A 14,512-nucleotide genomic window follows, 5' to 3' on the forward strand; every position below is an offset into this window, starting at 1 on the left:
GTGCCGCTGCCTCCGCTGGCGACCGTCGCCGACGCCGCCAACCTGGGCCTGGTCGTGACCGAGCAGGAGACGCCCCTGCTGACCGCGTACCTGGCCGCCGCCTCGGCGGCGATCCGGGACGCGGCCGGGGCGCCCATCTCCCAGATCACGTCCACCATCGCCCTGGAGGGCGAGCGGGGGCGGCGCCTCCACCTTCCTGCCCCGCCCGTCACGTCCGTGGCCGCCGTGCTGCTGGACGGCGAGGAGGTCACCGACTACCGGCTGACCTCCGGCGCGCTGTGGCGGTCGGGCGGGTGGGCACACCCCGGCGCCCCGTCCGAGGTGACGGTGACCTACACCCACGGCCTGCCGGAGGTGCCTGCCGACATCGTCATGTTGGTGTGCCGCATCGCCGCGACGACGCTGCTCGCGTACCGGTCCGAGGCGGACGGCGCTGGGCTGGCCGCCGCCGACATCCGCCAGGAGCGCATCGGGGACTACTCGGTGACCTACGGCGGCGATGGGCAGATCACCGAGCTGGAGCTGTCGGAGCGTCTCACCCGCAAGCTGGCCGCCCGCTTCGGCGGTGGGGCCGGTCTGGTGAGGGCCCGATGAGGCGGGGCACTGGGCATCTGCTCAACACGTCCGTGGCCGTGTGGCGGGTGGCGCTCGCCGACGACGGCGGGGGCGGCCAGGTCGAGACGTGGACCGAGGTCGCCACCCAGCGGGCTCGCCTGTCCCAGCCGTCCGCGTCCCAGCGTGAGGCCGGGGACCAGGACGGCGCCCGCCTGACCCACGTCGCCTACTTCCGCTCGGGGGCGGACGTGCAACGTGGCGACCAGCTCCGCCAGCCCGGTCTGGTCCTGGACGTGGTGGCGGTCTTCGAGCCCAGCGTGTCCGGCACCTACCTGCGGGCCGACTGCACATCCCGCCAAGCCCAAGGAGGAGGTGGCTGATGGGGTTCAACGTCAAGGTCGTCGGCGCCCGTCTCGCGCGCCGCGCGCTCACGAAGCTGACCAGGGACATGCACGACGTCCAGGAAGAGGTCGCCGAGAAGTGGGCCGAGGACATGTACCAGGGTGCGATCGCCGACGTGCCCATCCGCGAGGGTGACCTGGGCGCGGCCCTGGAGAAGCGCGTCAAGGGCAAGGGGTCGACGGCGGACGGCCAGGTGGGCGTGTGGTCCGCAGACGAGTACTACGGCCAGTTCGTGGAGTTCGGCACGTCCAAGATGGAGGCCCAGCCCTTCATGTATCCCAACGCCCGCACGGCCAACCGCAAGGTGCCGGGCTGGGTGAAGGAGGGCATCGAGAAACGGATGCCCGGCTGATGGCGGTCGCAGCGTGGCCGCTCCAGCAGGCCATCTATCAGCGCCTGGTCGCAGACCCGGACCTGACCGCCATGTGCGGCGTGTACGACGAGGCCCCCGAACCGGCCCCGTACCCGCACATCACGGTGGGCGAGGTCATCGAGGAGCCCATGGACACCCACGACGCCCAGGGCCTGGACGTCGGCTTCATCCTGCACATCTGGTCGAAGTACCGCGGCTACGCCGAGGCGGCCCGCATCCTCGCCCATGTGGACCGGCTGCTCGACCGGCAGCCCCTGGCGGTCGCGGGCTTCCACGTGATCTCGATCTTCCGAGAGCACCACCGGATGCTCCGCGATCCGGACCCCGACATCCGACACTGCCCGGTCCGGTACCGGGTCTGGCTCAGCAAGGAGACATGAGGACATGGCTGGTATCGACGGGAAGGGCACCGAGCTGCGTCGCGGCGACGGCGCCGACCCCGAGGTGTTCACCCCCATCGCGAACGTCACCACCTTCGGTGGACCCAACAGCGAGCGGGAAGCCTACGACGTCACCACCCACGACACCCCCGGCAACAGCCGCGAGTTCATCGGAGGCCTGGTCGATGAGGGCGAGGTGTCGGTGGAGGTCAACTACGACCCCGCCGACCACGACACCCTGCGCCAGGACTACCGCACCCCCGACCCCATCAACTACGAGATGGAGTCCCCGGCCGGAGAGGTTTGGGCCTTCAGCGCGGTCCTGACCGGTTTCGAGCGGGAGATGCCCGTGGATGGGCAGATGACCGCGACCCTGACCTGGCAGGTCTCCGGCGAACCCACCATCACCCCCGCCCCCTGACACGAGACGAGGACACACCGACGTGAGCACCACCAGCGAGAACACCACCGAGGCGACCGAGGCCGAAGAGTTCCTCGGGCGCGACGCCATCCTGACCGCCGACGACCGCCTGTACGACGTCGTCCCGGTCCCCGAGTGGAACGGCAAGGTGCGCATCCGCAGCTTGACCGGCACCGAGCGGGACCGGTTCGAGGCCGACGTGGCGGGCAACGGCAAGAAGCTCAAGCTCGACAACGTCCGCGCGAAGTTCGTGGCCCGCTCCATCGTGGACGCCAAGGGCAACCAGGTGTTCAGCAACTCCGGCGCGGACATCGCCGCCCTGGGCAAGAAGAACGCCGCCGCTCTGAACCGTGTGTTCGAGGCGTGCCAGAAGCTGTCCGGTCTCACCGACGAGGACGTTGACGAGCTGCTGGGGGAATGAGGGCGCGGCCAGAGAGGGAGTTCTACTTCCGCCTGGCCGCGCACCTGGGCATGACCGTCGCGGAGATGCTGGCCCGCACCAGCTCGCGTGAGCTGACCGAGTGGATGGCCTACGAGCGCCGGGCCGGACCGCTCGGCGCCCGCCGCGGCGACATCCACGCGGCGATCATCTCCGCTGCGATCTACAACACCAACCGCAAGAAGGGGTCGAAGGCCATCGACCCCGAGAAGCTGCTGCCCGTCTGGGACAACTACCAGTCCGAGGACGACATGTGGGCGGCGATCCGCGCGGCCAATGCGGGCCTGGGCGGCACCGAGCAGACCGAGTAGCGCAAGCCAGGTGGGGGGTGATCCCACGTGGCCACCGTTGCGTCCCTCCTGGTCAAGCTGGGGTTGGACGGGAAGCGGTTCGACAAGGGCGTCAAGAAGGCCGTGCGCGGCCTGGACAACCTCATCCGCCGGTTCGACCGCATGGGCGACATCGGCAAGATGACGGCGATCGCCACCGCCGTGTCCGCGCTCACCTCGCTGGCCGCCGCCGCGGGGCCCGCGTCCGGGGCCTTGCTCGCGGTCCCTGCCGCCGCGCTGTTAGCCGGGGCCGGGGTGGCCACGCTCGCCGCCGGATTGTCCGGTGTGGGCGACGCGATGGCCGCTACCGGCGGTACGGCTGCGGAGCTGGAGGAGTCCCTGGCCGGGCTGGCCCCGGCGGCGCAGGACTTCGTTCGGTCCTTCGCTGGGGTGCGCCAGCAGTTCGCGCCGATCCAGCAGGCCGTCCAGCAGAAGCTGTTCGGCGGCCTGGGCGAGGAGCTGTCGGCGCTGGCGACCGGCGCCATGCCGACCCTGCGCACGGGCATGACCGCCGTCGCATCCGCCCTCAACAGCCTCGGGTCCGAGGCGATGCGGACCATGGCCACCCCCTTGTTCCAGGGCCAGCTCGCCGCCATCTTCGACGGCACCGCCAAGGCCACCGAGTCCTTCTCCGGGGTGGTCGGCCCGCTGCTGACCGTCCTGGCCCAGCTCGGCGTGGCCGGTCTGCCGCTGATCACCCGCTTCAACGAGTGGGCGGCCGGGGCGCTGTCGAGCGCGGCGGCGTTCATGACCTCCGAGCAGGGGGCGGCCCGCCTGTCCCAGATCGTCACCACCGCCGGTGACACCCTGGCCCAGCTCGGGTCCATCGCCGCGAACGTCGGGTCCTTCCTCGGCGGGATCTTCGGCGGCGCGTCCGCCTCCGGCGCGGGTCTGCTGGACACCATCGAGCAGCTGACCGGCCAGTGGGCCGCGTGGGCGAACAGCGCCCAGGGCCAGGAGCAGCTGGGTCAGATCTTCTCCATGCTGAACCAGGTCGCCAGTGATCTGCTGGCGATTCTGCCCGGGGTGGCCGGGGTGATCGGCACGATCGCGTCTGTTTTCACCAGCCTGCCGGGGCCGGTGCAGTCCACCGTCACGTCGTTCCTGGCGTGGTCCATGGTGCTGGGCCCCGTCGCGGGCAAGCTCGCCGGGCTGTCCGGCATCGTCGGCTCGACGGTGTCCATGGTCAAGGCCGCCAGCGGACCGTTGGGCAAGCTCGGCAAGGTCCTGGGCGGTCTCGGCACCAAGGCCCTGATCATGGGCGGCAAGATGCTCGCCGGGTGGATTCTCGGCATGGGCCCGATCGGGTGGATCATCGCCGCGATCATCGCTCTGGTCGCGCTCGTGATCATCTACTGGGACGAGATCGTCGCGGCGATCACGATCGCGTGGGAGTGGGTCAAGCAGGTCACCGTGTCCGCGTGGAACTCGGTGATGGCGTGGCTGTCCGGGGTGTGGGACTCGATCCTGGCCGGGCTGGTCGCCGCGTGGGAGTGGATCAAGAACGCGATCAGTACCGCGTGGAACTGGATCGTTGGCCTGTTCATGACCTACCACCCGGTGGGCATCATCATCTCCCACTGGGACCAGATCAAGGCGTTCACGGCCGCAGCCTGGCAGTGGATCAAGGCCAAGGTGTCCGCGCTGTGGAACGGCCTGGTGGCGTTCCTGTCGACCGGCGTCAACAAGGTCAAAACGTTCCTGTCCAACGGGTTCAACGCCGCGAAGAACTTCGTGGTCAACGCTGTGACGGGCATGCACCGGCGGGTCGTGGCCACCGTCGCCGGGCTGATCAGCTTCGTGCGGGGCATCCCGGGGCGGATCAAGTCGGCCCTGGGCAACCTCGGGTCGCTCCTGCTCAGCGCTGGGCGCAGCATCATTCAGGGCCTGATCAACGGCGTCACCGGCATGATCGGGTCGCTGCGCAGCAAGTTCTCCGAGATCACCGGGATGATCCCGGACTGGAAGGGTCCGATGTCGGTGGACCTCAAGCTCCTCGAACCCGCCGGTGAGGGGATCATGACCGGCCTGAACCGCGGCATCGAGAAGAGCCTGCCTGGTCTGCGCTCCACCCTCCAGGGCGTCACCCGCGAGATCCCGTCCAACGTCAGCGCCTCGGTGCGCCACACCGGCGGCCGGGAAGACCGTGTCGTCTTGGACGTCACCGGCGCCAACGAAGAGTGGAAGAAGCTCATGCGCAAGATGGTCCGCACCGAGGGCCGCGGCGACGTCCAGCTCGCATTCGGAACCCGATAGACCACCAGAAAGGAGGGCCCACCGATGGCCTTCACGACTGCTCTGTATCACCCCATGCTGTCGGCCGCCGCGACCACCGCTGTGGAGGTGTCCCTGCACATCGCCGACCCGGGCACCACCGGGGCGTCGGAGGTGACGGGCGGCACCTATGCCCGGCAGCCGGTGGCGTGGCAGCCCCCTGCTGACGGGGCCATCCGGGCGACGGACGCCTTGGTGTTCGACGTGCCCGGCCTCGGTTCCGGCGAGGTCACCCACGTGGGCCTGTGGTCCTCGGCCGGGGCGTGGCTGGGCGGCATCGCGGCCGCGACCCCGCAGCCGTTCCCCAGCCCTGGCACGGCCACCGTGGAGCCGCTGAGCCTGGACATGGCGGCCGGGGTCCTGGCCGCGTCCATCAGCTCCGAGTAGGAAGGGGGCACTGCGATGGCCGTGGTCTGGGCCAACAGCTTCGACGGCACGCCGGGGCAGAGCGTCACGGTCGCCAACAGCGCGGCCTACGGCGACCCGATTGCGGGGATCCGCAACAACGCCCCCGCGAACGCCGTCAGGTACGGCGACCAGGCCGTCATGGGGCGGTCGTCCCTGCGCCTGGGCACCGACACCGGGTCGCCGCACGGCGACGTGTGGCTGCACTACCCGACGTCCAACGAGTACTCGCTCAGCTTCTACCTGTACCTTCCCGAAGGCGGATGGTTCCGCGTCCGCGACGTGAACGTAGTGGTCGAGTTCTACCTGGCCACCGCGTCGCAGTCCTACATCGGTGACGCCCACCCCGTACCTGATGCGGTCCGCGATGCGGTGTTCGACCGGTGGGTGCGGATCGAGATCTCCACCATCGCCTCCCGGTCGGAGTACCGGTTCTACTGGACTGATCCGCACTCCACCGGGGAGCCGGACTACGTCTACAGTCACGGCCGCGATGGTGGGACCGTCACTGGCATCTATACGCAGGGCGCTGGGGACAGCGGAGCCACTACCCCCTACGTCGATCAGATCCGGATCGGCGAGGGCGAGTGGCTGGGCCCGTGGCCGACCTACCACCAGCTGTCCGCCGAGGGGCTCCTGCCGCTGGCGGGGTCGGCGGCCGTGGCTGCGGACCTGGGCCCTGACACGATCGCCGCCGAGGGGGCGCTGGCGCTGGCCGGATCGGTGACGCTCACCCGGCACACCACCGTGTCCGCTGCCGGGGCCCTGGGCGTGGAGGCGGGCTCGGCCGGGGTGGGGCGCAACGCCCTCGTCCCGGTGGGGGTGACGTTGCCGCTGGCGGCCCCGCCCGTGGAGATCGCCTCGGCGCGGCCGCCCACCTTTCCCCCGCGCCTCACCGTCGAGCTGGGTATCGACGGCGAGTGGGTGCCCGTCACCGGGGATGTGCGCGTCTCCGACGACCTGCTCATCCGCCGGGGTCGGGCGGATGAGGCGCGCGCGGACCCGTCGTCGCTGTCGCTGGTCCTGAACAACCGCCACGGCCGCTACAGCCCGCGCAACCCCATGTCGCCGTACTACGGGCGCATCGGCCGCAACACGCCCATCAGGGTGCGGGCCGCCGACCTGCCCGACCCCGGCGTCACCCTGATGTCCGACGCCTTCGACCGCACTGTCACCGGCGGGTGGGGCAGCACCGACACCGGCCAGGCCTGGACGCAGACCTCCGGCACCGCCGCCCAGGTATCGGTGTCCGCCGGGGCCGGTCGGCTGCGCATGGACACGCTCGACAGCGTCGTCGGTATGACCACCAGCAGCATCCTGCCCGCAGACTTCGACGCGACCTGGGACATCTCCCTGGACCACCTGCCGGAAGGATCGCTCCGCAGCGCCGCCTACATCTCCGCGGACGTGAGACGCTTCGTCTCCGGTGGGCAGACCCACGCCATCCGCATGGGCGTCTCCGTCCGAGCTTTCTCGGGAGCGCCGGACGGCCGCTGCTACGTGGGCGCGGACATCGGCCACTCGGTGGGCTCCACCTACACACAGCTCACCCCCGTGGCCGCGGCCGCCCCCGGTGTGGCCTACGCCGCCGGGGAGTGGCTGTCGGTGCGCTGCCTCGCGGTCGGCCCTGAGCTGAAGATGAAGGTCTGGCCCGCAGGCACCCCCGAGCCGTCGACGTGGCTGGTCCAGGGGTACCTGGCCGACCACGCCACCGCCGGGCTGATGACTCTGCACGCGCGGCTCACCCCGTCCGCCGACCGCACGGAGCTGCCGACCACAGCGTCCTACCGCAACGTCCGTGTCCGCACCCCGGCCCTCGAGGACACGGGGGTGCGTTTCGTCGGCGAGATCAGCAGCTGGCCGCCCCGGTGGGACCTGTCCGACTCCGATGTGTGGGTGCCGATCCAGGCGGCGGGGATCGGTCGGCGGCTGGGGCAGGGCGCTAAGCCGCTCGCCAGCTCGCTTCGGCGGGGCATCCCTGGGTATAGGCCGCTGGCGTACTGGCCCATGGAGGACGGTTCCCAGTCCACCCAGGCCGCTGAGATCACCGGGAATATGGGGGCGCTGGCCACCACGGGGGTGTCCTACGCGGAGGTGGACACCCTGATCTCGTCCGGCCCGCTGCCCAAGGTGCTGGCCGGTGCACGCATCCGCTCCGCCTCCATCCCCTCCCGCGACAGCGGGGCGTGGGAGGTCAACATGATGCTGCGCCTGGAGGAGGCCACCGAGTCCACCGATTACCAGGAGTTTCTGACCGTCTACACCTCCACCATGCGGGTGAGGGCGAGCACCAGGCAGTACACGGACGGGCGACCGGTCATGGTGCTGCACATCTATGACCAGGACGACGTCCTCCTGCACGGCACGTCCGAGTACATGGACGCGCCCGTGCCGAGGATGATCGGCGCGTGGGCGCGGGTGCGTCTGCGGGCATGGCTGGACGGAACAACCCAGCGCATCGACTTGCGGTTCTTCGACCTGGACGACCGCGGGTGGGGCACTACCGCGTCCCCGGGCCGCCGGGCGGGAGCGCTGGCGCACATCGACACGACCTTCGGCACCGAGCTGGGGGACCTCGCGGTCGGGCACATCACCGCGTGGGGGTCGGATCTGGCCACGGCGTACTTCTTCGCCGCGCCCGGGTACGCCGGGGAGGCGGCCGCGGACCGGCTCTCCCGTCTCTCGGTGGGCGAGCAGGTGCCGGTTCTGGTCGTCGGGGACGCCGACACGGCGCTGGGGCCGGAGCCCGAAGGGACTTTCCTGGACGGGGTCGGGGCTGCGATGGACGCGGACCTGGGCGTGCCGGGCGAACCCCGGGACTCGCTGGGTCTGCTGTACCGGGCCCGCAAGGACCTGTACAACCGCGAGCCGGTCATCACGCTGGACTACCGGTCGGGGCACATCTCGGACCCGGTCGAGCCGGTGGACGACGACCAGCAGCTCCGCAACGACATCGAGACCAAGCGCGACCACGGGTCCAGCTTCCACGTGGTGGACGAGGACGGGCCCCTGGGCGTGGCCACGGTCGGCAGGTATGACGAGTCCGTGACCCTGTCGCTGGCGTCGGACTCCCAGCTCGCCGATCAGGCGGGGTGGCGGCTCCACCTCGGCACGGTAGACGAACTGCGCTGGCCGTCCATCAGGGTCAACTTGGCCAATCCCCGCATGAGGGAGCACATCCCGGCCATTCTCGGACTGGACGCCGGGGACCGGATCCGCATCCTCCACCCGCCGCACTGGACCCAGGCGAGCGATCTGGACCTGATCGTGCAGGGCTACGAGGAGCGGATCGGCGCCTTCGTGTGGGAGCTGACGCTCACCTGCACACCGGCCTCGGCGTGGACGGTGGGCGAGATCGCGGAGGACTCCCCGGCCGTGGTGGATCCGGACGGCCCGGACCGCGCCGACACCAGCGGGAGCGTGCTCGCGTTCGACGTTGGCCAGGAGGAGACGCACCTGCCGGTGTCCACCACCACGGGCCCGCCGTGGACCACGGACCCGGCGGACTGCCCGTTCGACGTGGTCGTGGGCGGCGAAATCGCCCGGGTTACCCAGGTCGTCGGCGACGGATCCACCGGCTTCCCCCAGTCATTGATCTGCGAGCGCTCCGTCAACAACATCGTCAAGAGCCACAGCGCGGGCACGGGCGTGCGCCTGGCCCAAGCCGCGACCGTGGCCCTGTAGAGGAAGGAGGTGATCGCCCGTGGCCGACTGGCTCGCCGGGCAGAGGATCACCGCCGAGAGGCTCCGTGCCGGACAGGGGGTGTGGCAGGACTACACCCCGTCCTGGACCGCCTCCACCGCCAACCCGTCTGTAGGTAATGGCCAGCTCATCGGCCGGTACATGAGGGTGGGGAACACGGTGGACTTCATGCTCCGCATCGTCGCCGGTTCCACCACCAACTTCGGCAACGGCCCCTACGACTTCGGCCTGCCCATCCCGCCGAAGAGCTGGGGCGCCGGGTCCAACCTCGGTGCGGTGGGGCAGTGCGTGATCCAGATCGACAACCACCGGTACGGGTTCGGAGTGCTTCTGTACTCCACCGGGCTTGTGAGGGTCGCGAACGGGTCCACGTCCGGCCTGGGCAACGACGCGAGCTCCGTTCCCCCTGTGGGGCATGACGGGCATCCCTGGGGGGACGGCGACCTGCTGATGCTGTCCGGCCGGTACGAGGTGGACGAGTGAGCCCGGACAACTCGCCCATGCCCCTGCCCCCGGACCCTTTCACCGGAGTCGTGACAGCACGAGACATCTACGCCGTCGCCATGACCACGCAGGGCGATGTGCGCCGCCTGGTCGAACGCATGGAGACGCAGGAGAAGCGCGCGGAGGAGCGCGAGCACGACCACGACGAGGCGCACACCGACTACGAGAACCGGCTCAGGGCGCTCGAAAAGTGGCGATGGGGCATCGGGGCCGCGGTCGGTCTGGCGTTGCTGGCTATCGCGGGTGGCGACACGTCGCTGTCCTCCCTCATCCCCTGACCTAAACCACACCCCGGGCCCGCTGTTCGGCGGGCCCTTCGTCATGTCTGGAGGCACCACCTTGCCCCGACCACCCAAGTACGTCAGCCGGGCCGATCTCGGCTGGCCCACCTGCCCGGCCACCCGCGCGAATCCCAGGTCCGGCCTCGTCATCCACTACGACTCGGCGAATCAGAACCTGGCCAGCAAGCCGCACAGCGAATGCATCGCCTACTGGAAGCGCACCCGCCGCTTCCACATGGGGCCCAGTCGCGGGTGGGTGTGCATCGGCTACAGCTGGATGGCGTGTAGCCACGGCTACGTCCTCGAAGGCCGGGGGCTGTACAAGACCCAGGCCGCGCAGCCAGGCGGCAACACCTCCCACTACTCGTGCACCCTGGCCACCGGACCCACCGACATCATCACGCCGGAGCAGATCAACGCGGTGCGCGAGCTGCGCCAGTGGCTGATGGAACCGGAGACGTCGATCGCCGGAACGGTCCTCGGCCACCGCGACTTTGTCCCCACCTCGTGCCCCGGCGACCGGGCGTATGGCCTCGTCCGCGACGGCACATTCGAACAGCCCCCCGGGGCAATTACGGAGGTCAACGACATGCTGGGACTCAAGAAGGGCGACTCAGGAGAGCGCGTGAAGCTCCTCCAGCTCAAGGTCAAGCGCGCCGGATTCGGCGGCGTGGTCGGCACCATCGACAGCGACTACGGGCCCAAGACCGCCGAGGCGGTGCGTCTGGCCCGCGCCTACGTCGGCAGCGCGGCCAAGGCGGGCTGGGGCGACGGCATGACGCCGGACGCCTGCGATCAGGTGGAGGCGGCGATCGTGAAGCGGATGCTGGAGGGCGTGTCCTCGGGCGGCGGGGCCCTGCCTTCGACGGCCACCATCACCGGCACCGTGAAGCTGAAGGGGGCCTGACCCATGACGCACGCCGCTCCTACCCCGGCCCCGGGCACCCGAGCTGAGACCCGACGCGACGCGCTCCTGCGCGGCCTGCGCACCTTGGGCCAGACCACGATCAGCGGCACCGCGGCCGTGGTCCTGCTCGTGGTCGCGACGGGCATGGTCGACACCCTGTCCACCGGGGAGGCCGTGACCATCGGTGCCCTGGTCCAGGGCGTGGGTGCCCCGCTGCTGGCCTACCTGCTCCGGCGGTGGGAGGGCCGTCAGCCCCGCACCACGTAGTTCCCCGCACGCGAACGCCCCGCCTCTCCCGAACTGGGAGGGGCGGGGCGTCCTTTTCGTGTGCGGGGCCGCAGTCGTGTTCTCCCCCTCTGCGGTCCCGCTGGCCACCGTGCGCTTCCCCTACGCTCGGGTGGCCGCCTGGAGCCCGCGCGGCCGGTCGGGGTCATGCACATCCGGCCGCGCGGGGGTCTAGGTGGTCTGCCGGTACGTGTTCCACAGGGCGTGCTGCGGGCCGTCCAGCCATACCGTCTGGCGTCCGGCATCGCGGTCTACAGTCAGCCCGAAGCGGTCCACACTGGGGCGTCCGTGGTTCTCCCACCACCGCCACGCCATACGGGACTCCTCTACCAGAAGCCTCCGTCCGCCCTGCTCGACGCGGCCGTCCGCGTGCAGCCGCGCCCACGACTCGCACCGGGTGCTGGCGAGCCACACATAGGGCTGCTCGGCGCCGGGTTCCATGCGCATGCCAAAGGTCCACTCGGGCCGGAGCAGGGACAGCAGCAGGGCGCGTTCGCCGTCCAACCACGGTTCACGCGGGTCGCCGGTCACGGTCTCGGTGTGCTCGGCGCGCGCGTCCGGGTCGGGTGCGGGCTGGCCGGGCCACCGCTGGCCACGCGCCCACATGAAGGACAGCGACCCCTCGAAGCGCCCTTCCGCGTGGGTGGAGGTCACTGTGTCCAGGACGGCGAGCACCCCGCCTGGCGCACCCGGGGTCGGCGACCACGGGGTGACGATTCGGCCCCGCCCCCGTAGCTGCTCCAGCCATCGCCACGGCACAGCGGACACGGTGCACGTGGCGATGATCCGGTGGTAGGCCGGGTATCGGGTCTCGACGTGCTCACCGTCGCCGACCACGACGTCCGGCGTGTACCCGGCGGCGTACAGGGAGCCGCGCGCGGTGTCGGCCAGGCCCTCGTCGATCTCGATCGAGGCGACGTTGCGAGAGCCGAGCAGCTCCGCGAGCAGGGCGGCGTTCCACCCTGTGCCCGTGCCCACCTCCAGTACCCGCTGGTCCGGCTCGATGCGGGCGGCGGCGAGCATCCGGGCCATCACGGTCGGCGCGGAGGACGAGGAGGAAGGGACGCCCATGCCGCCGTCGCGGCCGTCGTCCCTCTGTGTGGTGAGGGCCTGGTCGGTGTAGGCGGTGCGCAGCCACGTGCCGGGGTCCTCGGCGCGGTCGACCCAGGTGCGGTCCTGGGTCCAGTACACGTCGGGCAGGAACCGGTGGCGAGGCACCCTGGCGAACAGGGCCGCGATGTGGTCGGGGGTGCCGCCGTCGCGGAGTCGGGCGGCGAGGGCCTGAGCGAGAGGGGCGTAGTCCATGCCGGTGGTGTGCCCCATCAGACCTTCCCCGTCCCCTTGCAGCCGGTGCAGGGCACCCAGCGCTGGATGTTCTTGCCCGGGGTCTGGCCGTCGCTGGTCTCGTAGCTGCCGCCCTGCCCGGAGCACATGGGGCACATGGCGGCGGTGGGCAGCGGGGTGGCCGGTCGCGGTGCGGGGACAGTCGGCCCCATGGCCCGGGTACGAGTCATGACCATGATGCGTTCACTCCTTGGGGGTTGTGGCGCTGGAGGCTCTCCTCCAGCTGCTCGGGCGTGCGCTCGGTCTCGGATCGCCACGGGGCGCTCGGGTCGTGGGCGGTGGCCAGCCAGGTCTCGCCGGTCCAGGCGACCCGGTGGGTGTGCCCCCACCGCCGCTGGAGGCGGGCAAGCGTGACGCCGGGCGGTTCCCATGTACGGCCGTAGCGGTCCATGTGGTCGCCCTCGTGCCCGGCCTCCAGCACGCAGTAGCGGCGATGGCCGTTGCGGTCCAGGGCCTTCTCGGTGCAGTGCGGGGGCATCATGCGGCGGTCGCCTCCAGCTCCTGAAGTCCGGCGAGCACGCGGTACAGGACGTCAGGTCCGGGTCGGTGGTGGCGCCCCCCGCCGGGGGCGTAGGTCCTCACCCGGTGAGCGCGACGCGGACGCTGCCAGCGGATGCGTTCGGCCACCTGGAGCCGACTCCGACCAGGTTGTTGTGGCGTCTTCCCCACGGTGACTCCCCTCCGTCTATCGTGGATACGACGCTACGGACCACGTCACCAGCGCAGAACTGACCGTCGGTACGAGTCACCCCCCGGAGACCCCCATGGCACAGCAGCGCCGCTCCGCAACCCTGACTGGCAGTCAGAGTTCGACCCCGCGCGTCGACAGCGACCGTGAAGGACGCGTCTCGGGGTACGTCCTCAAGACGATTCGGCAGGCTGTCGGCCTCACTCAGGAGCAACTCGCGGAGCGCACTCGGGTGGACGTGTCCACGCTCCAGGGGTGGGAGTCTGGGCGGCGCCCGCTCATGGCGGTCCCCGCCGGGTCGTACCTGCGGCTCCGCCACCTGCTGCACCGGCTCGGCGCTACCCCTCGTCTCCTCTCCCAGCTGGACACCGGCCTGGAGGCAGACCGGTTCATCGGATACGTGCTCAGCAGCGACGGTCCCATCGACCTGGACAACCACCCGTTGGCCACCTGGGTGATCACGAGGCCGTTCACGGAGTTGGTGGCGTGGCCGTTCACCGGGACAACCCCGAACGAGCTGCGCGAGGCGTCCCCCCTACGCCGCCGGGGCCCATCGGGTGCGGGCCCCGATCTGGCTGCGGACGAGCGCCGCCACATGGTGGACCACCTCCAGGCCGCCGCGGAGCAGGCCGCACACGAGTCCGTTGAGGGTGCCCTGTTGCGCAGGCAGGCACACTACGTGGCGGGGTTCGACGAGTCCTCGGAAACGGTGGAGTGGCTCGCGGTCATGCAGCACGCCGAACAACGCCGTCTCGGCAACCGGGTGGAGTGGACGCCATCGTGGGCGGTCGTGCGCTCAGGCGCGCACTCGCTCGCTCGCACCGGGGACACCGGCGCCCTGCCGGAGTTCATCGACGTGCACATCAGCACGGACGCCTGCGAGATCGCGAACCTGAACTACTGGGCGTACTGGCTCGGCGAGATCAGCGATCCGCAGCTGGCGGACACGTTCATGGTCGAGCTGGACCTGGACTCTTGGCACGGCGACCGGCTGCTCAAGCACCTCACCAAGCGCCTCACCCCGATCAACCCCTACGTCGACGTCGTGTGCCACACCCTGTGGGCGCTCATCATCCGCAAGCCATCCCTGTTGGACACCCGGGCTGCCGGGGAACTGGTCGGGTCCGTGTCGCAGATCCTCGACTCGACTGTGATCTCTCCGCAGTCACGCCGCGAACTCGAAGAGGTCCTCTACGCTCTACGGATGATCCACCGACGCTAG

Annotated in this window: 18 protein-coding genes; 15 read left to right on the plus strand and 3 right to left on the minus strand. The window is 70.5% G+C overall.

Annotation, left to right across the window (positions count from 1 at the left end; genetic code table 11):
* The 14 genes from ACSIH6_RS06695 (at window position 1) to ACSIH6_RS06760 (ending at window position 11,240) form a co-directional block, all read left to right on the plus strand.
* Window positions 1–594 carry a hypothetical protein gene (locus tag ACSIH6_RS06695; RefSeq protein WP_435107349.1) on the plus strand — a complete coding sequence of 198 codons (594 nt, stop codon included), beginning with the start codon at window positions 1–3 and terminating at the stop codon, window positions 592–594.
* Window positions 591–935 (plus strand): head-tail adaptor protein, encoded by a 345-nt coding sequence (locus ACSIH6_RS06700; protein WP_435107350.1) that lies wholly within the window; start codon window positions 591–593, stop codon window positions 933–935. Before ACSIH6_RS06695 ends, ACSIH6_RS06700 begins: the two co-directional genes overlap by 4 nt.
* Window positions 935–1,309: an HK97-gp10 family putative phage morphogenesis protein gene (locus ACSIH6_RS06705; protein WP_435107351.1), complete on the plus strand. Its 375-nt coding sequence runs from the start codon at window positions 935–937 to the stop codon at window positions 1,307–1,309. Before ACSIH6_RS06700 ends, ACSIH6_RS06705 begins: the two co-directional genes overlap by 1 nt.
* Entirely contained in the window at window positions 1,309–1,710 is a 402-nt protein-coding gene (locus ACSIH6_RS06710; protein WP_435107352.1) for a DUF3168 domain-containing protein, read from the plus strand. Before ACSIH6_RS06705 ends, ACSIH6_RS06710 begins: the two co-directional genes overlap by 1 nt.
* Before the next feature lie 4 nt (window positions 1,711–1,714).
* The gene (locus ACSIH6_RS06715) at window positions 1,715–2,131 is read left to right on the plus strand and encodes a phage tail tube protein (RefSeq protein WP_435107353.1); all 417 of its coding nucleotides are present in this window, start codon (window positions 1,715–1,717) and stop codon (window positions 2,129–2,131) included.
* Between the two features lie 22 nt (window positions 2,132–2,153).
* Window positions 2,154–2,552: a hypothetical protein gene (locus ACSIH6_RS06720; RefSeq protein ID WP_435107354.1), complete on the plus strand. Its 399-nt coding sequence runs from the start codon at window positions 2,154–2,156 to the stop codon at window positions 2,550–2,552.
* Window positions 2,549–2,881, plus strand: coding sequence for a phage tail assembly protein T (locus ACSIH6_RS06725; protein ID WP_435107355.1), 333 nt, complete (start codon window positions 2,549–2,551; stop codon window positions 2,879–2,881). Before ACSIH6_RS06720 ends, ACSIH6_RS06725 begins: the two co-directional genes overlap by 4 nt.
* A 27-nt stretch (window positions 2,882–2,908) precedes the next feature.
* Window positions 2,909–5,155 (plus strand): phage tail protein, encoded by a 2,247-nt coding sequence (locus ACSIH6_RS06730; protein ID WP_435107356.1) that lies wholly within the window; start codon window positions 2,909–2,911, stop codon window positions 5,153–5,155.
* 24 nt (window positions 5,156–5,179) lie between these two features.
* The gene (locus tag ACSIH6_RS06735) at window positions 5,180–5,560 is read left to right on the plus strand and encodes a phage tail fiber protein (RefSeq protein WP_435107357.1); all 381 of its coding nucleotides are present in this window, start codon (window positions 5,180–5,182) and stop codon (window positions 5,558–5,560) included.
* A 15-nt stretch (window positions 5,561–5,575) separates the two neighbouring features.
* Window positions 5,576–9,262 carry a hypothetical protein gene (locus tag ACSIH6_RS06740; protein WP_435107358.1) on the plus strand — a complete coding sequence of 1,229 codons (3,687 nt, stop codon included), beginning with the start codon at window positions 5,576–5,578 and terminating at the stop codon, window positions 9,260–9,262.
* Between the two features lie 19 nt (window positions 9,263–9,281).
* Entirely contained in the window at window positions 9,282–9,764 is a 483-nt protein-coding gene (locus tag ACSIH6_RS06745) for a hypothetical protein (protein ID WP_435107359.1), read from the plus strand.
* Window positions 9,765–9,814: 50 nt separating this feature from the next.
* Window positions 9,815–10,063 carry a hypothetical protein gene (locus ACSIH6_RS06750; protein ID WP_435107360.1) on the plus strand — a complete coding sequence of 83 codons (249 nt, stop codon included), beginning with the start codon at window positions 9,815–9,817 and terminating at the stop codon, window positions 10,061–10,063.
* A 61-nt stretch (window positions 10,064–10,124) separates the two neighbouring features.
* Window positions 10,125–10,973 carry a peptidoglycan recognition protein family protein gene (locus ACSIH6_RS06755; protein WP_435107361.1) on the plus strand — a complete coding sequence of 283 codons (849 nt, stop codon included), beginning with the start codon at window positions 10,125–10,127 and terminating at the stop codon, window positions 10,971–10,973.
* 3 nt (window positions 10,974–10,976) lie between these two features.
* A complete protein-coding gene (locus ACSIH6_RS06760; RefSeq protein WP_435107362.1) occupies window positions 10,977–11,240 on the plus strand; it encodes a hypothetical protein in 264 nt (87 codons plus the stop codon).
* Window positions 11,241–11,429: 189 nt separating this feature from the next.
* Here ACSIH6_RS06760 and ACSIH6_RS06765 read toward each other — a convergent pair whose 3' ends face one another.
* The 3 genes from ACSIH6_RS06765 to ACSIH6_RS06775 are packed head-to-tail and all read right to left on the minus strand — an operon-like array spanning window position 11,430 to window position 13,083.
* Window positions 11,430–12,581 (minus strand): protein-L-isoaspartate O-methyltransferase family protein, encoded by a 1,152-nt coding sequence (locus ACSIH6_RS06765; RefSeq protein WP_435107363.1) that lies wholly within the window; start codon window positions 12,579–12,581, stop codon window positions 11,430–11,432.
* Complete coding sequence (locus tag ACSIH6_RS06770) at window positions 12,581–12,778, minus strand: hypothetical protein (RefSeq protein WP_435107364.1); 198 nt, start codon at window positions 12,776–12,778, stop codon at window positions 12,581–12,583. Before ACSIH6_RS06770 ends, ACSIH6_RS06765 begins: the two co-directional genes overlap by 1 nt.
* Entirely contained in the window at window positions 12,769–13,083 is a 315-nt protein-coding gene (locus ACSIH6_RS06775; RefSeq protein WP_435107365.1) for a hypothetical protein, read from the minus strand. The genes ACSIH6_RS06770 and ACSIH6_RS06775 overlap by 10 nt, the downstream gene beginning before the upstream one ends.
* A 283-nt stretch (window positions 13,084–13,366) precedes the next feature.
* On the opposite strand from ACSIH6_RS06775, the gene ACSIH6_RS06780 reads away from it, so the two are divergent.
* Window positions 13,367–14,512, plus strand: a complete 1,146-nt coding sequence (locus ACSIH6_RS06780) for a helix-turn-helix domain-containing protein (protein WP_435107366.1) — start codon at window positions 13,367–13,369, stop codon at window positions 14,510–14,512.

This window comes from Nocardiopsis synnemataformans (genome assembly GCF_965343085.1).
Classification (GTDB): Bacteria; Actinomycetota; Actinomycetes; order Streptosporangiales; family Streptosporangiaceae; genus Nocardiopsis; species Nocardiopsis alborubida.